The sequence below is a fragment of the Pseudoalteromonas aliena SW19 genome (assembly GCF_014905615.1).
Classification (GTDB): Bacteria; Pseudomonadota; Gammaproteobacteria; order Enterobacterales; family Alteromonadaceae; genus Pseudoalteromonas; species Pseudoalteromonas aliena.
The window spans coordinates 431467-453684 of sequence record NZ_AQGU01000026.1 but is presented as its reverse complement, the minus strand read 5'-3'; the positions used below and the strand labels follow the sequence as shown (position 1 = coordinate 453684).

Genomic DNA, 22218 nt, shown 5'->3' with positions numbered 1-22218 from the left:
ATATGACTAAAGTAGATATTACTGAAAGAACGACTTAAAAAATATTATCAGATATTTTCCAAATTCAGTTAGTACGTAGGAATACGGATTAACGCCCAAATTTGCTTGGTGACAATAGCGTTTTGGACCCACCTGATTCCATGCCGAACTCAGTAGTGAAACGAAACAGCGCCGATGATAGTGTAGCATTTGCTATGTGAAAGTAGGACATTACCAGGCTTCAAATTAAAGAAACCCGTTACAGCAATGTGACGGGTTTTTTGCTGTTTAGAATTTAATAAATAGCCAAGAGCCTATGTTGAACTCAGTAGTGAAACAAAACAGCTCGAAGGCGAGCCCCACGGAAGGCCGCCCCGACGCAAAGATAGTATCCCATTTGCACTGTGGCTCTCCACCGCTGTGGGCACTACGACATTCTACTGCGTAGGGCACCGACTTCAAATTAAAGAGAGCCCGAACCTAACGATTCGGGCTTTTTTACGTCTGTAGGAAAGTAAAAAGTGGGGTGGATAAGCGTAGCTTAGCCAATTTTTCTTCATAATGAGCTCTGTCATAACTTCACATTAATTTTTTAATTAAATCTTTTTCAACTTTTATAACAAAGTTAGCCGTAGTTAATCTTAGCGTGTTAAAATTTATTTTTATGTTACTACTTTTTGAGGTGCCGATTGCCTACTGCTGATTATCAAGATGTATTGAACGAAATAACCCAAGAAGTAGCACCTTTACTATCACAAGGTAAAGTAGCTGATTATATACCAGCTCTTGCGGAGGTTGACCCTAAGCAATTTTCAATTGCTATATACACTACTGAAGGTGAAACTATTTGTGCTGGTGATTGCACGCAACGTTTTACTATTCAATCGGTTTCTAAAGTGATGACTCTCACTATGGCGCTGCAACGTTATGGTGATGAGCTTTGGCACCGAGTAGGAAAAGAACCATCAGGCACTGCATTTAACTCGCTTACACAGCTTGAATTCGAAAAAGGGATACCACGTAACCCTTTTATTAATGCAGGCGCAATTGTAACGTGTGACGCGTTGTATAGTCGTTTATCTGCCCCGATGCACTCTATGCTTGAAACGTTTAGATTGTTAGCAGATAACCGAGGTATTGTGATCGATAAAAAAGTAGCTAATTCAGAGTATGAGTTTAGACATCGTAATGCGGCTATGGCGCATTTAATGAAATCGTTTGGTAACTTTGAAAATGAAGTTGATGATGTTTTATGGTCTTACTTTAATTTTTGTTCTATTGAGCTCAATTGCATTGAATTAGCTAAAGCTTATAATTTTTTAGCTAATAAAGGTGTTGATAATAGATCGGGTAATCGTGTTTTAAGTAGTCGTCAAAACAAGCAGTTAAACTCGCTTTTATTTACCAGCGGTTTATACGATGCAGCAGGTGATTTTGGTTACAGAGTGGGTATGCCTGGTAAATCAGGTGTATCGGGGACTATTTTAGCGGTATTACCAAATAAGTTTACTGTGGCGGTTTATTCTCCGGGGCTTAATTCGTTTGGTAATTCTGTGGCAGGAATAGCAGCACTTGAGCTGCTATCCAAAAAGCTTGATATTTCTATTTTTTAGATCCCATCAGGGAGCAATAATTGCTCCCTCAGTGATTTACTGTTCCCAATAAACCTGCTCTAAACAATCTTCACGCTCAGGTAAGCCGCGAGATAAACGAGGCGAATGCTGAACTAATACTTCATAGCTAGCTCGGTTAGCATATTTACTAATTTGCGATAGTGATGAATAAGTAATAGCTTGTTGCTGATGTTTAGCTGAGTTTTCTACGTTAAGTTTATGATAAACATTCGCTGATAAATCATGCAATACAGCAGCTAGAGCACAATCGCCTGCACCATTGGTGTTTTTGATTGAATCAGGTCCACCCATAAAGGGGGCTGTATGGCTGTATGCTCTGATTGGTTCGGCGCATTCATCTTTACGCATAGCTCGTGAGAATTCGTAACGGTTAAAGTCAGGGATTGCACCTGGTAATAACGGGTATTCGGTTTCACGTTTTAAACTGTCATCAACGTAGCCGGCCATAAACAAGCCTTTTTCGCCTGCTGTACAAATAACTAAGTCTACCCAATCAAGCGCTTTGTCAGCGGCTAAAAGGGGGTCTTCAAAGCCTGTAATTGCTAGGCCTTCTTCTTCGTTCATAGCAAGTATATCAACATGCTGTTCAACAAAGTTTGCCCACCAAGCAGGGTCTTGTTCAATTAAGAACTTGGTACCGAGTGTTAATACAACGGGCACGCCTGCATCATTAGCGTATTTAACCGCTTGCAGAGTGGCTTCAGTCATTGTTTCACTGCCTTGAGTACGCATCAGGTAAGCACTGATCACTAGTGCAGATGAGTTTTCAATAAGTTTTTTATCGATTGACTCAGGACGTAAGTGATTCATTAGACCTGCACTTATTGCGAAGGTACGTTCACCGGTTTCATCAATTAACGTAAAGCAGCGGCCAATAGGTCCGTCAACCGGTTGAAGGTAGTCTAAATCTACACGGCTTGAGGTGTTACATAAAAAACGATAGGCGTAGCTACCTATTTTTATGTTTTCGCTCATTACGCCTAACAGAACTGAGCGATCATCTGCAAGTACAGAGTAGTTGTGCATAGTGTTACCAATAGTGCCACCTGCAAACTCGTAATCAACCATGTCGTTTAATTTTAAACGATCGTATAAAGCGTTTGTTATATCGCTATCAATAACTTGCGACATACCTCTGCGCAATTGAAACTCGTCAAGGAAAGCCTGATCAACTTTTGCCTCTATATCAACAACGATTTGATCGATACCCGTAATATAACTACGTTGTAACCGTTCAGTTGCGTTAAGTTGATTGGTAAGTGGATCTTTGGCTTCCACTGGAAAATAATGTTTATGCCTGCGGCGTCCAGGAAATTTCATTTGCTACCCGTGTTGTGAGCTAAATAAAAAAAGCGTGAGATTATAGCGTAAATCAGCACGAGTGAGCCATTACAAACGGGTAAATATTGTTTTATTTTTGCAATAAACTAATCAATAACGCACTTTCAATCGCTAACTAGGTATAATTACAACATAAAAAGTTATTTAAGTAGAAATTATGAACGAGCCATTTGACGATTCTTATTGGATGGAACAAGCACTTTTGTATGCTAAACAAGCAGAACAGCTTAATGAAATACCAGTAGGTGCAATTGTAGTGAAAGATAACCAACTAGTTTCAGCTGGCTATAACCGTTCAATAACGGATAACGATCCCTCCGCGCATGCCGAAATGATTGCAATACGTGAAGCTGGAAAAGTACTAAATAATTACCGCTTAATTGATTGTACGTTGTACGTGACGCTAGAGCCTTGCTCCATGTGTGCGGGATTGTTAGTTCATAGTCGAATAAAGCGTTTAGTTTTTGGTGCTGCGGATGCAAAAACAGGATCTGCAGGCTCTATAATGAATTTGCTGCAAGAGCCTAGATTGAATCATCAGGTAGAAGTGTTTGGTGGCATTTTAAGTGAGCAGTGTGGGAATGCTATTTCGGATTTTTTTAAATCTAGAAGGGCACAAATTAAAGCAGCTAAAAAAGCTGCTCGTGATGCCGCTGATTTTAATTAGTCTCTGTCTTAATTTCTAGTTCTGCCATTTCTTGCACTGCAAACATACGTCTGCGCCAGATTATTTTCTTATGAAGTTTACGTAACATAACACGACGACGTGTGGCGGTAGAGTAAATTACATTACGTTTTAATTTTTGTGTGCGTCTACGTTTTAGCATGTGTTCTCCTAATGCAAGAGTGAGAAAGGCACAATATATACTCAAATCACCTTAAAATGCAGAATTCAGCATTTCACAGGGACTTAATATCAAGGCGTTACTTTGCAATAATGGCAGTCCCTTTTAAGAAGTAACAACGAAGAGAGTAAGCCCCTGTGAAATGCCCTTAGGGTTGGTTTAAAAGCAATTTATACGGCGTTATTGATTTTAACAAGGGAATGACCATCCTTTACAATCAATGCCTTGTCTAAATTGCTTTTAATTCCAACTGAAACTCGTATCTTGAGGTGGTTTGGGTATCTATCTTATAAAATAATGATATACGATAAACACACATTAGTGATCATTTGATGACAAGTAAACAGATATTTAATTTACTTAAATTCTACTTATTAATATGCTCAAAAAAACGGATGCCTGATTAATCTTGGTTATTATTTTCACTCGGCTGTTCAGGCTCAATTAAAGCTTGTTGTTTTTTCTGTTTGAGCTCCACTTGTCTCACTTTTTACGTCACTTGTTTCGTTTAGCTTTGGCTTGGTATCAGTATCAGTGCTCAGCTCTGTGATTGGTTCTGGCTCACGTTCTTCTGTAATGGCATTATTTTCATCTAACCAAACAAGTGCGTCGTAATAGCGACGGATATTATCAACGTATTTAACAGCGACATCGCCACGAGCATAACCGTAGCGGGTTTTACGGTAATAGCGCTTTTTAATTAAAAATGGCAGGCGTTTTTTAACGTCAGCCCATTTATCGGGGCTTGCACCTTGTTGTTCGGTAATTATGCGAGCATCGTTAACGTGGCCCCAACCTACATTGTAAGCTGCTAATGCAAGCCATGTTCTATCCGGTTGCGGGATTCTGTCTGGAATGCGTTTAATCAGCTTAGTTAAATATTTTGCACCACCGCGAATATTTTGTTCAGGTTCTAATCTGTTAGTGACACCAACCTGCTTTGCCGTGCTGCGAGTAAGCATCATTATACCGCGCACGCCAGTAGGAGATTTAGCGCGTGGATTCCACATCGATTCTTGATAACTAAGTGCTGCTAATAAACGCCAATCAAGACTCCCAGCATATTGTTCAAACCATGGCTGATAGGTGGGTAAAGTTTCTTTAATTGCTTCTATATAGGCGAGAGTGTTTACATAATTAAATTGGCGTACGTGACCAAAGTACTTTTCTTCAAGTACGTAAAGTTGGTTGCTTTGTTTTATATCACCAAAAAAAGGTACGAGTAAAGCATATAATGAATCGTCTTTTGTTTTTTGAAGTATCCATGCAATAGGGTCGTTATGACTCACTGAAAAACCAATACTTAAATTTGGGTGATAACGACGAAATAATGACAACGTATGTGTGTCGGCAAGTGTGTAATCTATCTCACCATCAATAACCGCTTGCAGAAGCTCTTCTTCGTCAAACTCTTCGCTTTCTGTCCAAGTTAGCTTGGGGTTGTTTTTCTTTATTTTTTGTAGAGTAAGCGAGTGACTACTTTTAGCTATAACGGTAAAGTTACCATCTAGGTCGTCAAAGTCACGTGGGCGAACACGCCCTTGTTTATAAACTAACTTTTGGCTAATTGTGCGATAAGTTGGGCCATAGCGATATTGCTCTGCCCGAGCTTTATTATAGGTAAGTCCTGAGGCAATTAAATCTAAGTCGCCGTTTTCAAGGCGTTCAAACATATCAGATAAGTTAAAAAATGGTACTATTTCAAGCTCTACACCTAAATATTCGGCAAAAGCTTGTGATAATTCATATTCAAAACCTTGCTCGCCTTGTACCGCTTGATAATAGTTACTAGCACTGGCAAGTGTGCCTACACGAATTTTATTTTGCTCTTTTATTTGGGCGAGTTGAGTTGGTTGTTCTTGCATATCACATGCACATAACAACATAACTAAAGTAATGATTATTATTAGTTTTTCTTTGAACATTGTGTGCCCCTTAATCTCGCTAGCCACCGTTATAGCAAAACTAAGCCATCGCGTCACTTTACGTTTTATTTTATTAACTAAAATAGACTATAAATAAAGCCAAAAAGTTAATTTTATGAAAAGCGTAATTTTGAGTTAAATCTGAATGCTAATTGGACTATAATGCGTGCCTAAAATATCGTTCAATCCCTAACCCCGGATGAAATTATCTATGTTGATCCTTCGTGGTGCACCAGCACTTTCAGAGTTCAGAGTTAATAAAATTTTAGCGCGTTGCCAACAATCGCAACTTCCTGTCACTAACGTATATGCCGAGTATACTCACTTTGCCGATTTAACATCGCCTTTGAGTGCTGCTGAGCAAACCAAGCTTGAAAAGCTATTAACTTACGGTCCAACTATTGCTGAGCATACCCCAGCAGGCAAACTTGTACTCGTTACACCTCGCCCTGGTACCATTTCACCTTGGGCATCTAAAGCAACTGACATTGCCCACAATTGTGGTTTAAAGCAAGTTCATCGCGTTGAACGCGGTATTGCTTATTATGTAGAAGGCGATTTAAACGCAGGGCAATTTGCACAAGTCACGGCGTTATTACACGACCGTATGACTGAAGCCACGCACTGTGAGTTTGAAAATGCAGCGCAGTTATTTCGCAGTGATGCACCGCGCCAAATGTCGTCTGTCGATATTCTAGGTGGTGGACGCGAAGCGTTAGCTAAAGCGAATGTTGAGCAAGGTTTTGCCCTTGCTGATGACGAAATAGACTACTTGGTAGAAAACTTTATAAAGTTAGGGCGTAACCCTAACGACATCGAATTATTTATGTTTGCACAAGCAAACTCAGAGCATTGTCGTCATAAAATATTTAATGCTGACTGGACAATCGATGGAAAAGAACAGCCAAAATCGCTGTTTAAAATGATTAAAAATACGTTTGAGCTAAATCCTGAAAATGTATTGTCGGCGTATAAAGATAACGCGGCAGTAATGAAAGGCTCAAAAGCGGGTCGCTTCTTCCCCAATGCGCAAGGTGAATATGCGTATCATCAAGAAGACATTGAAATACTAATGAAGGTTGAAACTCATAACCACCCAACCGCTATTGCGCCATTCTCTGGTGCGGCTACAGGCTCTGGTGGTGAGATTCGCGATGAAGGCGCAACAGGTCGTGGCTCTAAGCCAAAAGCAGGTTTAGTTGGCTTTACTGTATCAAACTTACGTATTCCAGGTTACGAGCAACCATGGGAAAGCGATTTTGGTAAGCCGGGTCGTATTGTTAACGCACTTGATATAATGACAGAAGGTCCGCTAGGTGGCGCTGCATTTAATAATGAGTTTGGTCGTCCTAACTTATTAGGTTACTTCCGTACTTACGAAGAAAAAGTAACAAGCCATAATGGCGAAGAAGTACGTGGTTATCATAAACCAATTATGCTTGCCGGTGGTTTAGGTAATATTCGCTCTGATCATGTTCAAAAAGGCGATATTCCTGTTGGCGCTAAATTAATTGCGCTAGGTGGGCCTGCAATGAACATTGGTTTAGGTGGTGGTGCTGCATCAAGCATGGCTTCTGGTCAATCGAACGAAGATTTAGATTTTGCTTCAGTACAACGCGAAAATCCAGAAATGGAACGTCGTTGCCAAGAAGTTATCGATAAATGCTGGCAGCTAGGTGATGAAAACCCAATTGCATTCATCCACGATGTAGGTGCTGGCGGTTTATCAAATGCGTTTCCTGAGCTTGTTAATGATGGCGGACGTGGTGGTAAGTTCCAATTACGTAGCATTCCTAACGATGAGCCAGGCATGGCACCACACGAAATTTGGTGTAATGAATCACAAGAGCGTTATGTACTCGCTGTTGGCGTAGAAGACTTTGACCGCTTTGAAGCAATTTGTAAGCGTGAACGTGCCCAGTACGCTGTTATAGGTGAAGCAACCGCTGAACCTCACTTAACAGTGTCAGACAGCCATTTTGAAAATAACCCTGTTGATTTACCGCTGGACGTATTATTAGGTAAAGCACCTAAAATGCACCGCGATGTAACGTCAAAGCAAGTTGTTGGTAAAGCGCTTGATACTACATTAATAAATGCAGCAGATGCAGCGCAGCGCTTAATGCGTTTACCAGCCATTGCAGAAAAAACATTCCTAATAACAATCGGCGATCGCTCAGTTACGGGTTTAGTAGCGCGCGATCAAATGGTTGGTCCTTGGCAAGTACCTGTTGCTAACTGTGCCGTCACTGCAGCAACGTACGATACATACCACGGTGAAGCTATGTCACTTGGTGAACGTACTCCTGCAGCATTACTTAATTACGGTGCATCTGCTCGTTTAGCGGTAGCTGAGTCGTTAACTAATATTGCCTGTGCAAACATTGGTAGCCTTGAAAACATTAAGTTATCGGCAAACTGGATGGCAGCAGCGGGTCACCCAGGTGAAGATGCTGGTTTATATGAAGCTGTTAAAGCCGTTGGCGAAGAGCTTTGTCCTGCGCTTGGTTTAACAATTCCTGTAGGTAAAGATTCTATGTCGATGAAAACGACATGGAAAGATGAAGGTGACTCACAAGAGCAATCAGTAACATCACCGCTTTCACTGGTTATAACTGCGTTTGGTCGTGTTGACGACGTACGTAAAACAGTAACACCAGAGCTACGTACAAATAAAGGCGATACATCGCTTATATTAGTTGATTTAGGTGCGGGTAAAAACCGCATGGGCGCATCAAGCCTTGCACAGGTTTATAAGCAATTGGGTGATGTAACCCCTGATGTTGATAACCCAGAGTTATTAAAAGGCTTTTATAACGCAATGCAAGCGCTTGTGGCTGATAGTAAGTTACTTGCTTATCATGACCGCTCAGACGGTGGTTTATTTACCACGGTTGCTGAAATGGCGTTTACGGGTCATACCGGTGTAACGGTTGATTTAGCAGCTTTAACAGGTTCAGACATTGAAGCGCTTTATAACGAAGAGCTAGGTGCAGTAATTCAAGTTGCAAATAGTGATTTAGATGCAGTAAATGCGGTGTTTAAACAACATGGTATTGCAGCAATTAGCCACAACATCGGTACACTTAATAGCGACGATACGATTATATTTAACCGTGGCGAAAACACGGTACTTAATCATACGCGTACTGAGCTTCGTACTATTTGGGCTGAAACAACGTATCAAATGCAAGCCCGTCGTGATAATCCTGAGTGTGCTAAGCAAGAGTTTGATGCAAAATTTGATGCAAAAGATCCAGGCTTAAATGTAAAGCTTAACTTTGATTTAAACGAAGACATAGCAGCGCCATACATTGCAACCGGTGCTAAACCGCAAATGGCTATTTTACGTGAGCAAGGTGTTAATTCTCATTTAGAAATGGCGGCAGCGTTTAACCGTGCAGGCTTTGCAGCCGTTGATGTACACATGAGCGACATTTTAGAAGGTCGTTTAACACTAGAGCAGTTTAAAGGTTTAGTGGCATGTGGTGGTTTCTCATACGGTGACGTACTAGGTGCGGGTGAAGGTTGGGCTAAGTCTATTTTGTTTAACGACATGGCACGCGATCAGTTCCAAAACTTCTTCCATCGTGAAGATACCTTTAGCTTAGGTGTATGTAACGGTTGCCAAATGTTATCAACGTTGAAAGAGTTGATCCCTGGCACTGAGCACTGGCCGCGTTTTGTAACGAATAAATCAGAGCGTTTTGAAGCTCGCTTTAGTTTAGTAGAAATACAAGAGAACCCGTCTGTGTTCTTTAATGGAATGGCAGGTTCACGTATGCCTATAGCGGTTTCTCATGGTGAAGGTCATGCTGAGTTTGCAAACGATGCAGCCACTAAAGCGGCGCTTAATAGCGGCACTGTCGCGGTTAAGTTTGTAGATAACTACGGTAACCCTACAACGCAGTACCCAGCGAATCCTAATGGTTCCCCAGAAGGTATTACAGGTATTACGTCAACTGATGGCCGCGCCACTGTAATGATGCCGCATCCAGAACGCGTATTCAGAAGCGTTGCCAATTCTTGGCATCCTGATGAGTGGATCGAGGATAGCCCGTGGATGCGTATGTTCCGTAACGCACGCAAAAACGTAGGGTAATTTAATTACTTTTATACAAGTTAGATTCATAATCTAGCTGTAAAATAAAAAAGGCTGCATTGTGCAGCCTTTTTTGATTAGTATAGTTTTAGCTAAAAGCACAAAGCATTTAAGGATAGTATGTTTAAGCGAGTTGGTTTAATTGTTGGAGCTGTATTACTAAGCATCTTGCTGCTTGGTTATGTATTTCGCTTGCCATTATTACAGTGGGTTATAGCGCCTGAGCTTAAAAAAGCAGGCATTACGTTAAGTTGTCTCGATTTTTCAATTACGTCTAGCTTAAATATCCATTCTGATAAAGTGTGTGTAAATTATCAAAATCAACAGTTACAACTCACTGGTATTACTGTAAATACAAAGCGTGTAGACATTGAAAATGCAGTGCTAACAGTTAATCCACTCCCTAAAAGTAAAAATGCCAATCAGCTTGCTAAAAACCTTGATTTAGCACTTCCCTTAAATCGCCCATTAATCAATATTAAACAGCTTGTAGTAAAAAGCGAAGAGCTCAATAAGCCACTTAAAATAAGTATATTAGAACCCGAGCTAAATAAATTTAATGTCTCAGGTGATATAAAAGCGAGTGCAATTTTGACTGCTAATAAAGTAAGTGGTCAGTTTTTAATTAATGACGCTCTTTTAAAGCAAGTTATAAACACTAAAAATACATTAATCTCAGATGCTAATTTTAATTCTCAGCAAGCGTTTAGCTTTGACGGTATAGAACTTGAGTTAAATGGCGATATTAGCTCCCAGTTTACTCACATGTATGAGTTTTCTCATACAAATCAGCAGTGCCAAGTTAACGTATTAACCACTGGTAAATTAGCGACTCGTTTTAATTTAAATAGCCAAGCGTTAATGTTTAATACCGATTTGCTTGATAACAAAATTTATTTAACACCAAGCTGTACTGAGTTAATTCCACCGAGTGTATATGCAGACTTTGTGAGCAATCAAGTTCCTTTAAATTGGCAACTTAAACTCCCTCAATCAATTCGCTTAGAGGGGAGTGAGCTCAGTGTACCTGTAATTAATTTGGTGAGTGAAGGCGATAAGCAATTTGATATTTTAATAACAGATACAACACTAAATATTACATCTCCACTTGAAAACTTACAGACAAATTTATTAGCTCAAATAAATACACCCGATATAAATAATATTAGCGCTAATGCTCAGTTATCTGGCGCTGTGATTAAAGGCGATTACGCCGTTATGCTTGAAAGCTTGCCTGAGTTTGTCCCTGCAACAGCGAATGGGCTTAGCCTTAGTGGTCGCTTTGATATAAGTGAGTTTATAGACTCAAAACCAATTGGGCTTATAAATGCTAAATTAACGCTTAGTAGTGTAGATGCGTTTGATATAAGTGCAGTGCAATACCAAGGTGATTTAACAGCAAAAATGGATACAGAATTAAATGCAGAAGTAACGTTAACCCAACAATTAAAAAGCGCAGAATATAAAGAGTTTACAGTCTCGGGTATAAATAACACACTAACGGCAAAGGCTAATTTAGGTGTAGGTGAGTTATTTGCTGATCTAACAGCAAAAACGAATATAAAGGCTGTTAATAGCCCTGACATAAAACTTAATAATATAAAAGTAGAGTCTACAGGCTTGCAAAGCCGTGCACTAAAAGCCACGCATCACGCATTTATAAACGATGTTGAGTTAGTTATAAATCATCATATGTCGTCGCAAGCTCATCCGTTTGAAGTCATTATTCCTGAACAGAATGCGCTGCCGTTAAATAAATTTATTAGGCAATTTGAGCCACTTGCACAACTAACTAAGGGCGAGTTTAATGGTTATATTAGTGGCGATGTAAACTTACAAAATGCATTGTTCAATATGGGGATTAGTCATACAAGTGCACTGTATAACGATTACCTTGCGAGTGATTTAAATAGCGTGTTTAGTGGGGAATATAATTCAGGTAAGCTTAATGTAAAACCCACTACCTTTAATTTAAATGAGTTTAGAGCCGGTGCCGTAGTTAAAACGATTGAAGGGCAATGGCAAGTGAGTAGCAATACCGCGCTGATAAATGATGTAAAAGGAAGTGTGTTTGGTGGCGAGTTTTCGTTAGATACCTACACAATAGGGAAGCCAAACCAAGTTGCCAATGTTAAGTTTGAAAACATTGATGCAAGTAAACTCGTTACACTCGACGATAAGTCGGGCATTGTATTAACGGGGCGCTTGGCGGGGTCTTTACCTGTTCACTTTGATAATGGAAAAATTGAAATAATTGACGGAAGCTTATTTAGCCAAGGAACAGGTAATTTAAAAATTACCAATAATGCCGCGTTTGATGCAGTAATGCAGCAACAGCAAGAGTTACAACCTGTGTTAGGGTTATTAACTAATTTAGATATTCAAAAACTTAATAGCAGTGTGGCACTAAAAAATGATGGTTGGTTAAAACTAGGGGTTAATTTGCAAGGCTATAATAAAGCAGAGCAGCAACAGGTTAACTTTAATTATAACCACGAAGAAAACGTATTTACACTTTTGCGCGCACTGCGTTTAAGTGACGAAATTACACAGAAAGTTGAGCAACAATACTCACAAAAAGGAAACTAATAATGAGACAGTCGTTATTGATAAAAGTACTGCTCGCGCTGAGTGCTATTAGTGCACTAAGTGCTTGCACGCATCGTGTTGAGGTGTCTGCTAAAGAGCCCATTACTATTAATTTAAATGTGAAGGTCGATCACGAAATTCGCGTAAAAGTAGATAAAGAACTCGACAATTTATTTAGTGACGACAGTGAGTTATTTTAAGGAGCTAGAACATGAATACGAAGAAAAAATTAAACATTATTACGTTAGTTAGTGCAGTATGTATGTCGTTCTCTGCTTGGGCTATTAGCCTTGATGACGCTAAAAACCAAGGTTTAGTAGGTGAAGACAGCTCCGGTTATTTAGGACTTGTTATACAAAACGCAGAAGCTAAAGCCGTTGTTGATGACATAAATGCAAAGCGTAAAGCGCAGTACTTAAAGTTGGCTAAAAAGAATAACTTGTCACTTTCACAAGTAGAAGCGCTTGCTGCCGCTAAAACAATTGAAAAAACCCAAAGTGGCCATTACGTTGAAGTGAATGGTAACTGGGTTAAAAAATAAGCGTTAGTTATTGCTTTTTTTTTGCACAAGGTTTTGCACAAAGCTTGTATAAGCCAAAATAAAACCGAGCATTTAAGCGCTCGGTTTTTTACAGCCTTCAAGTAACTGCTGCCAAAAATCAATCCCCTTACGTCTTGCTAAATTTATATTATGCTCTGGAATCGATTCAGGCTCGTTATAACTATCAAGTGCTTCGCTCATACTTGCTTCGCGAATTAAATGCAAAGTAGGAAAAGGTGCTCTATTTGTGTAGTTTGCGGCATCGGTTTCATCACTGTCGGCAAATACGTAATCAGGATGAAAATTAGCAATTTGATACTTTCCTTCAAACCCTTGCGCGACTAAAAGTGCATTAGCTAAATCGACCAAGTCTAAAAAATCTTCAAAGTCACTAAAGCCGTTGTCAAACATGATAAGCGTTGTTTCGCGCTCTGGTTCGCGGTCAAGCTCAACACATTGCTCAAGCATATCCATTACAGCATCATCCATACTTGCTGCTGGACTTACGATGTAATGAATACAGTTGTTTTCTACTTCTTTGCGAGCAAACGGGCAAAAGTTATATTTAACAATAACAGATGACACCCATTCGCGGGTTTGGCTTATAGCTATGTTGGTCACGGTTTTGGCTCTAAATATTGATTAATAATGGTAAGTGTTTTTTGTATAGCACCTTGATTTTTAGCTACGCATTGCGCAGCTTTAATACCTAAGGTTTGGCATGCTTTGGTGTTTTGGCTAAACGTTATAAGCTGCTTTGCGAGTTCGTCGTTACTATCAACCACTACGGCGCCTTTAAGCTTTATAAGCTCGGGATATACATGATCAAAATTGTATGTGTGCGGACCGGTTATTACGCCTACCGAAAACGCAGCTGATTCGAGTGGGTTATGCCCACCTCTGCGAATTAAGCTGCCGCCAATAAAACTCACATTTGCAGCACCATATAAACACTGTAACTCACCAAGCGTATCAGCAAGGAGTACTTGCTCATTGCTATAGTTATTTTGGCTGCGACGGCTAAAACTAAGTGGGCTTTGTGTTAAAAGCTCTGCCACTTTATCAAATTGCTCTGGATGGCGCGGGGCAATTATAAGTAATACATTGGGTTGCTTTTTTAGTAACTGTTGATGGGCTGTAAGTATCAACTCATGTTCTACAGGGTGTGTTGAGCCTGCTACCCATACAAAGCGTTCATCATTGTTGTGTTTATTACTGTTATAAAGCTGTTTAAGATTAAGTACTTTGGCTAATTGCTCGTCACTTGGTGTTATATCAAATTTTATTGAGCCTGTTACATGGCTTTTTGAAGTTTCGAGACCAAGCTGTATAAAACGCTCCGCATCTGCCTTGTTATGACTCGCAAGTACTGTAATTGAGCGCATGATAATATGCGTTAATTTAGCGACCTTTTGATAGCCTTGCTGCGACTTTTCAGAGAGTCTTGCATTGATAACAAGTACCGGTATATTTTTTTTGTGACTTATCGCCATTAAATTTGGCCATAGCTCGGTTTCTAAAATACATAATGCTTGTGGCTTAATACGCTTTAAAAATCGGGCTGTCGCAAACGGAAAATCGATTGGTAAGTAGCTACACGCCACAGTATTTTTAAACTGGCTAAGTATTTGCTCTCTGCCTGTTGGGGTATTACAGGTTATAAGTATATTTAAATTTGGATGCGCTTTTTGAAGAGCTTTAATAAGCGGCGTTGCGGCAAGTACCTCACCAACAGAAGCACAATGAAAAACTAAAGGTTTGGTTTTAGTCGTAAATAAAGACTTACTGATAAACCCAAAGCGCTCTTTAAAGTGTGCACGATAGCCTTGGTTTTTTTTACCTCGTAATATATAGAGATAAAATACAATCAGTGGGCTAATAAAAATTAATGCGGATGAGTAAAAAATGCGTGCCATACTGATCTTTCTTAAAGGGAGATGGCGTTAGTTTACCGTGAAATAGCCGTTTTCTAAACATACTCACAATAAAATATGGTCTGGGTTCAGTTATTACCCGATAAAATGCACACAATTAAATAAAATTATGGAATAATGGATTTAATTTTCCCTGCTATTTCAGTTCCTAGAGGAATTTTTCATGTCAATTATCGATTCAGTGGCAACTAGCTACGTTGAAACACTAAACCGTCATCAAGCATTATTTGAAACGATGGAAGCTTATCATCAAGAATCTATGCAACTGTTAGAAGCCTGCCACAGTGCATTACAAGCTGGTGGCAAGATTGTTTGGTTTGGTAACGGCGGTAGTGCCGCCGATGCGCAGCATTTAGCAGCAGAATTTGTAGTGCGTTACAAATTAGAGCGTGGCCCGCTTGCCTCAATGGCATTGACTACAGATACATCAATTTTAACAGCACACAGCAACGATTATCACTTTGATACGGTGTTTGAGCGCCAGGTTCAAGCGCTATGTAAGCCAGAAGATTTGGTAATTGGTTTAACCACATCAGGTACTAGTAATAATATTAATTTAGCATTAGAAGCAGCAAATAAACTAGGCGCTTTTACAGTGGCATTAACTGGGCGAGATGGCGGTAAAGTAAAAGATATTGCTAAGTTACCTATCATTATAAAAAATGATGAAACAGCACGCATTCAAGAGGCCCACATGTTTATAGGTCACTGGTTATGTGAAGCCATGGATATGGTTGTTGCGGAGCAGCAGTAATGGATTTATCGTTATTAAAAAACTTATCAGCGGCACGAATATTAGTTGTTGGCGATGTAATGCTAGACCGTTACTGGTATGGCGACACAGGTCGAATTTCGCCAGAAGCGCCAGTCCCTGTAGTAAAAGTAAGCAAGTTTGAAGACAAAGCGGGTGGTGCAGCTAACGTTGCAAAAAATATAGCGCGTTTAGATGCAAAAGTTGGCTTACTGGGCTTAATTGGTGAAGACGAAAGCGGGCAGATTTTAGAGACTATTCTAAAAGGTGAAAAAATAAGTTCACAATTAGTCAGTGTATGTGATTTACCGACTATTTCAAAAATGCGTGTTATTAGCCGTCATCAACAACTCGTTCGTCTTGATTTAGAAGAAACGTTTACTGAGCAACACAGCCAGCTTTTATTAAACCGCTTAGAGTTGGTACTTGATGAATACGACTTTATTGTGTTCTCTGATTACAGCAAAGGATCTTTAAGCTTAATTAAAGAGATGGTAAGCCTTGCTAAGGGCGCCGGAAAAACGGTTTTAATCGACCCTAAATCGCCTGATTTACATTTATATGAAGGTGCTGATTACATTACGCCTAATTTACATGAGTTTAAGTTAGCGGGTGGTCAAACCGATTCAGAAGAAGCTTTAGCTGCAAGTGCGCGTGATTTAATTAGCAAAAATGGCATTAAAGCCATGTTGCTTACGCGTTCTGAGCAAGGTATGTCGTTAATTAATGCAGATGAAAAGTTTGATTTTGCAGCACAAGAGCTTGAAGTAAGCGATGTGACTGGGGCCGGTGATACGGTTATAGCTACATTAGCCGTTATGCTTGGTGCGGGCATGGAACCCAAAGATGCTGTCGAAATTGCTAATTTAGCGGCAGGTATAGCGGTTAGTAAATTTGGTGCAGCAACTGTCTCGCCAGAAGAATTAAGTCGTAAGCTTGGTCAGTATTTACATACTACTGGTGAGCATTACCAAACACCATTTGATGATGTACTTCAGCATATTGAATTTGCAAAACAAAACGGTGAAACCATTGTATTCACTAATGGCTGTTTTGATATTTTACATGCTGGGCATGTGCGTTATTTAGCACAAGCTAAAGCGCGAGGCGATAGGCTCGTTGTTGGATTAAATAACGATGAATCTATTACGCGCTTAAAAGGGGCGGATCGTCCTATTAACCCACTAGATGAGCGTGCAATGGTACTTAGCGCACTTTCATCTGTTGATTGGGTTATTCCGTTTGGTAGCTTAGATGATAACGATACTCCCGCTAAATTAATTGAGCAAATAAGCCCTGATATTTTAGTTAAAGGTGGCGACTATACCGTAGAGCAAATAGCGGGTGCTGAGCATGTACTTCGCCATGGCGGAAAAGTTGAAGTGCTTGAATTTTTAGATGGGTGCTCAACATCAAAGGTAATTAGTAAAATTAAGCAGTAATACCAATTTTATTAAAAACATGATCATTCTAGCGTATTAAATAACTCACTAACTACGTTAAAAATTATTTATATAGAACAAGTATGTATCATAATTTTAGCCTTGTTATTGAGCTGCTTTTTTATCGCTATAATAGATCACTAATTTAATGCAATTGGTATAATTAACCTGAGCTCTGGATAATAAATCTATCTCGAGCAGCTATTTTCAGCGCTAACTGCGTTGAATTTACTTGCAATAGGCCAGCTATTGACGCGTAAATTCGCCTTGTTTTCACTGAAAATCTCTTGCTAGAGAAAATAAATTTAAATATCACCATTATTCAATGCGTTAGTAAATATCTTAACCAAAGTTCAGGTTAATTACTGATTTAAGTTACTAAAAATACAAAAAAAGGGATGAAAACACGGTTTTCATCCCTTTTGCTTTTAATATCTTACTTTATTAAAAATAACGTATTAAAAGTTATATTCGTACTTGGCAAATGCTGATGTATCGTTTTCAGCGCCGTCATTGTTAGAAGCAAAAGCACCTAGCGTTAAGCGTCCGCCCATAGAAAGCATTCTGTAACGTAATTCTAACTGCTTACTATTAAATCCTGTTTTGGTAATTGTATTACCTAAGTTAGGGTTGTTAGGGTAACGGTCGCGATTATCACTGTTGTAATCAACATTGCGCAATTTAACCTGCCAATCATCGCCATTAGATAGTTGGCCTAATAAAGTTAAAACAACGGATTGTGCATCGTTATCATAGGTTGAACCAATAGTGCGACCATGGTAGCGATAACCTGATTTATATTCAGTGTGTTCGTAATAGCAATTTTCAGTGGAAGACTCAGAACTACAAGATACGCCCGTATCTATGTATTCAACATTCACCAATATATTTTGATCGTATATGCGCTGTGTTGTTTGTACACCAAATAAATAGGCTCTATCAGCAGGTTTAAATTGCGAACTTGCATCTTCACCAATTGTGCTCGCATATAATGCATAAGGTTGCTCAAAGAGTGTGTCAGACCAGCGAATGTCGACACCGGCAAGTTGGTTGCCAATTTTTGAATCCAGTGCGCTGTCACAGCTTTCACTGCCATTAGCACACGTCGTTTGCCCGGTGATAACATCAATAAAATCACCCGCTGAACTTGGCTGACCGTCACCAGCCCATTGTGCTGACCAGCTAAGTGCAATTTCTAACTGTTGGAGTGGGCGAAAATTAACACGGCTACTCCAAAGTAACGCATCAGGAATTACACGAGTTGATTCAAGCTTTGCCATTTGGGCGGTAAAGCCCCATTGGCCGATCCAACTTAACCAAGGGGTTTCAAAGGCAGTACTTTGCTCTCGCGTTACGCTTACTGCTGGGAGTGGCTTGGCATTGCCAGACATTATTAAACTGTTATCAACACCAGGTCCCCAAAACTGTTCAACAGCACCTGCTCTAAAAATCCAGTTACCTAAGCGATACGCTAAATAACTATCGTCGAACGAGGTATCTTTACAGTCTATAAGTGCTTGTTCATTAGTAACAATATCATCTGTTTTTTTGTCTTTGGCTAAACACTTCTTTCCATCACTTCTTGAGTTAACGGCGATTTTAGCTGCAAAGTTATTGCCTAAATAAGTGTAAGCTGCTGAAAGTTCAGACTCTTGCGTGTTAGTAGCACCAAAACTGGTTGCAATAATAGAATCTGTGGCTGCAAAAGCGGCAAGTTGAACGTTATGCGAACTACTATTTTCTGATTTATAGCGATGCTTTACGCGCAGTAACGCATCTTGCAAGCTTGGCGTTAATTGCTCAAGTGGCGTGCTGTCAACATCATTTATAAAGCTCTTCCACATCAGCGGGTAAGTGGTTACAGGGGCTAAAATAACACCAGCATCAGCTAATTGTTGAATATCAGCTCTTAAGCCATAATCATCTGGTTTTACCCATGGTTCAGCATTAACTGATACGCTTATTGCACAAAAGAGAGTAGAAAGAAGAAAAATTCTGTTTCGCAAAGTTCAGATCCTTATGATTGAAATTGCCGCCAAGTTTATCAACCTAAGCTAGCTATTGCAGCAAATAATAAAATAAAGAGGGTTAATTTTTTGTATAAAAATGTAAGCTATCTATCGTAATAAGTATGCGATTGATATACTGGATGCAAAATAGGAAATAAGGAATGTAATGAGCAACAAACGACTTTTATTTATTCCGGTATCATCACCACAAGGCATTGGTGAATATATGCGTTCGTTGCTATTGGCGCAAAGTTTACAAATCGAATTTGCGAACTCTATTGATATCCACTTCATATTAAATAAGCATACGGCGTATGCAAAAAATTGCCCTTTTGAAACCACATTACTTGAACATTCAGCCACTAAAGAACTTGATTATGTTTGCGAATTTATAGAGCAATTTAGACCTGATGTTGTGGTTTTTGATTGTGCGGGACGCGCAGGGCATATGAAAGCAGCTAAAAAAGTAGGGGCTAAAGTCGTTTTTATTTCCCAGCATGCTAAAAAAAGAGCAAAAGGCTTAAAGCTTAATCGAGTTAATTTAATTGATGTACATTGGGTTGTGCAGCCCGATTATTGCATAGAGCCACTAACTTGGGCTGAAAGCACCAAGTTAGCAATGTTTTCTCTGGCATACCCAAATAATGTAGGTCCTTTTGTTGCTTTTGCATCTAGTGAGCAAAAACGGGATGTGTTGAATCGATATCATTTAGAGCCAAATAGCTACTTTATTGTTAATGCGGGCTCCGGTGGGCACAGTGTAAATAACTTAAATTGTGCGGATGTTTATTTTAATGCTGCTCTTAAAATTACTAAACGTACAGGGTTAACAGGTGTTGTGGTTTTTGGTCCAAATTATCCTGGCGTTATCCCAAACTCTAATGAACTTATTTGCTTATCAAGCTTACAAAATACTGATTTTTTGGCGCTAATGAGCCAAGCTAAAGTCGCGCTGCTTAGTGGTGGCGATACTTTACTGCAAGCTATTGCAGTTCAAACTCCTGTTGCTGCATGCGCTATATCTAAAGACCAAGCAGCACGTTTAGCGCACTGCGTTGGTACAGGCGTTGTGCTAAAAGCGAATTTTGATACTGATGATATATCGGCTAAAGTCGAGCATATTATTGAGACGTCTTTTTATAATGGGCTTGTTAATAAATATGCTCAGCTTGAAAATATACACAGCTATGATGTTATTACTGAAGGTGTAAAAAATATGCTCATAGGAGAACATTCATGAACGTTGTAATTGTTATTGATTCATTGGTTGGCGGTGGCGCTGAAAAAGTGATGCTTACGCTTGCCGAGGAATTGGTAAAACTACAGCATAATGTCACTATTTTATCTCTTGCTAGCAGTGTTGAATACGATATTCCAGACATGGTAAATGTTGAAAGTTTACTTTCAGATAGAGCATCTAAAGTTGATAGATTTTGGCAGCGTAAAAACAGTGTTTTGAAACTCGAAGCGTGGTTTGAAAAAAAACAGAGCGAGATTGGCAGTATTGATTTAGTTCTTTCTAACCTTGATAGAAGTAATAACTTACTCGCACGCAGTAATATCAAAAATGTTCATTTTGTTATTCATAACTCCGTTAATGCTGAACTTGCTCGTCAAAAAAAGTTAGGTCCATTTTCTTACTTATACCTTAAAAAAAGTAAACAAAATTTAAATGGTAAATCACTGATTTGCGTATCAAAGGGGGTTGAAAAAGAAATAACACAAGGGGATTTAATTCGCCCAAGTGCAATTACGACTATTTATAACCCGTTTGATTTTGAAAAAATAAATCAGCAAGCGAACGAGCAAAATAACAATATCCCAAATGAGCCCTACTTAATTCATGTAGGAAGACTCGCCAAACAAAAACGCCACGATATATTATTTGCAGCATTTGCAAAGCTTGATAAAAAATACAAGTTAGTACTTTTATGTAATAAACCTGCAAAAGCGATAAAGCTTGCACAGGCGTACGGCATAGAAAAGCAGTTAGTAGTGCCAGGGTTTCAACAAAACCCGTACAACTGGATTAAGCATGCCAAAGCTTTAGTGTTGAGTTCTGATTTTGAAGGACTCCCAACGGTATTAATTGAGGCTTTAGCGGTGGGTGCTCCGGTAGTTAGCACTAATTGTACATTTGGGCCAAACGAAATATTAACAGGCGAGCTAAGTAAATATTTAGTACCCGCTGGACAAAGTGAGGCATTAGCCGATGCTGTTAAGCAGGTATTAGCTGACAAACCTAATGTAAAAAACGCAGAAATTTTAAAACAAGTACAGGCAGAGCAGGTTGCTCTGCAGTATTTAGCGCTAGTTAACTAGCGCCTGATAAAGCTTTAAGGTAGTTGCTGTGTAGAGTTTGAAAGTCACTTGCTTGCCAATTAAATGTATTATTTCGGCCTTGTTCTTTTAAAAATGAACGTTCAAGGCGCGTTATATTACTTTGTTGCCACTGTGCATTAGGTTTTTTTATTTCACCTCTATCAAAGTCGATAATATACACATCACCAATGTCATTAAATAAAATGTTATTAATGTTTAAATCGGCGTGGTACACACCTTTTGCATGAAATAGCGCGATTGTTTTCGCAATGCGCTCTAACTCATCTTGAGTCAATGAGCGTTTAATTAATATATCGAGTACGCTTTTAGCGCCTGTAACAGCCTCGGTAATAATATCACCACGATAAATTAATCCGCTGCGGGTTACTTTAGCTGCAATAGGGATTGGCACGTTTAAACCAAGCTCTATAAGTTTACTCATTAAGCTAAACTCTTTATACACGCGGGTTTGTTCAAGCCCTGGATATAAATATTGATCGCTTAGTAATTTACCCACTAAACCACCACGCCAATAATGCCTCAGCACGGCTGTTAATTTGTCTTGTTTAAAAAACCATGCTGTTGCTCTGCCTTTTTTAGCACCCACAATTTTATTTTGTTGTTGCCAAAAATTGGCATCAAACCAATCAAGAGTAATTTGGCTTGTGTATTTAGGGTGGCTTAATACAGTGTGATTGCCTTGCACGTGTTGTTTAAACATAGCTCTGTGTAATTGCTAAATAATGGGCCTATATTAGCGCGTTTTAAAGCGCAGGATAAGTGCTTGCAATAGCGTGATTATAA

The 22218-nt window shown here is 39.4% G+C and carries 17 protein-coding genes and 1 rRNA gene; 11 read left to right on the top strand and 7 right to left on the bottom strand.

Translation table 11 applies throughout. From position 1 onward, the window contains the following. Positions 1-104 precede the first annotated feature (104 nt). Positions 105-219 (top strand): 5S ribosomal RNA (gene rrf / locus PALI_RS13340). 449 nt (positions 220-668) lie between these two features. After that, the gene (gene glsB / locus PALI_RS13335) at positions 669-1592 is read left to right on the top strand and encodes a glutaminase B (RefSeq protein ID WP_138584423.1); all 924 of its coding nucleotides are present in this window, start codon (positions 669-671) and stop codon (positions 1590-1592) included. Between the two features lie 36 nt (positions 1593-1628). On the opposite strand, the gene PALI_RS13330 is transcribed toward glsB, so the two are convergent. Next, on the bottom strand, positions 1629-2933 hold the full coding sequence (locus tag PALI_RS13330) for an inosine/guanosine kinase (RefSeq protein WP_193156145.1): 1305 nt from the start codon (positions 2931-2933) through the stop codon (positions 1629-1631). A gap of 178 nt (positions 2934-3111) precedes the next feature. On the opposite strand from PALI_RS13330, the gene tadA reads away from it, so the two are divergent. Beyond that, positions 3112-3621 (top strand): tRNA adenosine(34) deaminase TadA, encoded by a 510-nt coding sequence (gene tadA / locus PALI_RS13325; protein ID WP_193156144.1) that lies wholly within the window; start codon positions 3112-3114, stop codon positions 3619-3621. Here the strand turns inward: tadA and PALI_RS13320 are convergent. Together PALI_RS13320 and mltF are read right to left on the bottom strand one after the other, a co-directional pair. Then, positions 3614-3781, bottom strand: a complete 168-nt coding sequence (locus PALI_RS13320) for a hypothetical protein (protein WP_167368314.1) — start codon at positions 3779-3781, stop codon at positions 3614-3616. The two genes, tadA and PALI_RS13320, sit on opposite strands and share 8 nt — an antisense overlap. Positions 3782-4239: 458 nt before the next feature. Further along, positions 4240-5724 (bottom strand): membrane-bound lytic murein transglycosylase MltF, encoded by a 1485-nt coding sequence (gene mltF / locus PALI_RS13315; RefSeq protein WP_226894552.1) that lies wholly within the window; start codon positions 5722-5724, stop codon positions 4240-4242. Between the two features lie 211 nt (positions 5725-5935). On the opposite strand from mltF, the gene purL reads away from it, so the two are divergent. The 4 genes from purL (at position 5936) to PALI_RS13295 (ending at position 12956) form a co-directional block, all read left to right on the top strand. Further along, on the top strand, positions 5936-9826 hold the full coding sequence (purL, locus tag PALI_RS13310; protein ID WP_193156143.1) for a phosphoribosylformylglycinamidine synthase: 3891 nt from the start codon (positions 5936-5938) through the stop codon (positions 9824-9826). Between the two features lie 120 nt (positions 9827-9946). Next, complete coding sequence (locus PALI_RS13305; protein ID WP_193156142.1) at positions 9947-12415, top strand: YdbH domain-containing protein; 2469 nt, start codon at positions 9947-9949, stop codon at positions 12413-12415. A gap of 2 nt (positions 12416-12417) precedes the next feature. Further along, positions 12418-12615, top strand: a complete 198-nt coding sequence (locus tag PALI_RS13300; protein WP_007378800.1) for a YnbE family lipoprotein — start codon at positions 12418-12420, stop codon at positions 12613-12615. A gap of 11 nt (positions 12616-12626) precedes the next feature. Continuing rightward, positions 12627-12956 (top strand): YdbL family protein, encoded by a 330-nt coding sequence (locus PALI_RS13295; RefSeq protein WP_193156141.1) that lies wholly within the window; start codon positions 12627-12629, stop codon positions 12954-12956. 72 nt (positions 12957-13028) lie between these two features. On the opposite strand, the gene PALI_RS13290 is transcribed toward PALI_RS13295, so the two are convergent. Both PALI_RS13290 and waaA read right to left on the bottom strand, forming a co-directional pair. Then, positions 13029-13577 (bottom strand): DUF1415 domain-containing protein, encoded by a 549-nt coding sequence (locus tag PALI_RS13290; RefSeq protein WP_024598958.1) that lies wholly within the window; start codon positions 13575-13577, stop codon positions 13029-13031. Then, complete coding sequence (gene waaA, locus PALI_RS13285; protein WP_193156140.1) at positions 13574-14872, bottom strand: lipid IV(A) 3-deoxy-D-manno-octulosonic acid transferase; 1299 nt, start codon at positions 14870-14872, stop codon at positions 13574-13576. The genes PALI_RS13290 and waaA overlap by 4 nt, the downstream gene beginning before the upstream one ends. A gap of 181 nt (positions 14873-15053) precedes the next feature. Between waaA and PALI_RS13280 the strand changes: the two genes are divergently transcribed. Both PALI_RS13280 and hldE read left to right on the top strand, forming a co-directional pair. Next, positions 15054-15644, top strand: a complete 591-nt coding sequence (locus tag PALI_RS13280; protein WP_002961065.1) for an SIS domain-containing protein — start codon at positions 15054-15056, stop codon at positions 15642-15644. After that, complete coding sequence (gene hldE, locus PALI_RS13275; RefSeq protein WP_193156139.1) at positions 15644-17083, top strand: bifunctional D-glycero-beta-D-manno-heptose-7-phosphate kinase/D-glycero-beta-D-manno-heptose 1-phosphate adenylyltransferase HldE; 1440 nt, start codon at positions 15644-15646, stop codon at positions 17081-17083. The genes PALI_RS13280 and hldE overlap by 1 nt, the downstream gene beginning before the upstream one ends. Before the next feature lie 458 nt (positions 17084-17541). Here the strand turns inward: hldE and PALI_RS13270 are convergent, their stop codons facing one another. Further along, positions 17542-19089: a capsule assembly Wzi family protein gene (locus PALI_RS13270; RefSeq protein ID WP_077537076.1), complete on the bottom strand. Its 1548-nt coding sequence runs from the start codon at positions 19087-19089 to the stop codon at positions 17542-17544. Between the two features lie 169 nt (positions 19090-19258). Between PALI_RS13270 and PALI_RS13265 the strand changes: the two genes are divergently transcribed. Continuing rightward, complete coding sequence (locus tag PALI_RS13265) at positions 19259-20332, top strand: glycosyltransferase family 1 protein (protein WP_193156138.1); 1074 nt, start codon at positions 19259-19261, stop codon at positions 20330-20332. Further along, a complete protein-coding gene (locus tag PALI_RS13260; protein WP_193156137.1) occupies positions 20329-21414 on the top strand; it encodes a glycosyltransferase in 1086 nt (361 codons plus the stop codon). The genes PALI_RS13265 and PALI_RS13260 overlap by 4 nt, the downstream gene beginning before the upstream one ends. Here PALI_RS13260 and PALI_RS13255 read toward each other — a convergent pair. After that, the gene (locus PALI_RS13255; RefSeq protein WP_193156136.1) at positions 21407-22135 is read right to left on the bottom strand and encodes a 3-deoxy-D-manno-octulosonic acid kinase; all 729 of its coding nucleotides are present in this window, start codon (positions 22133-22135) and stop codon (positions 21407-21409) included. The two genes, PALI_RS13260 and PALI_RS13255, sit on opposite strands and share 8 nt — an antisense overlap. Positions 22136-22218 lie beyond the last annotated feature (83 nt).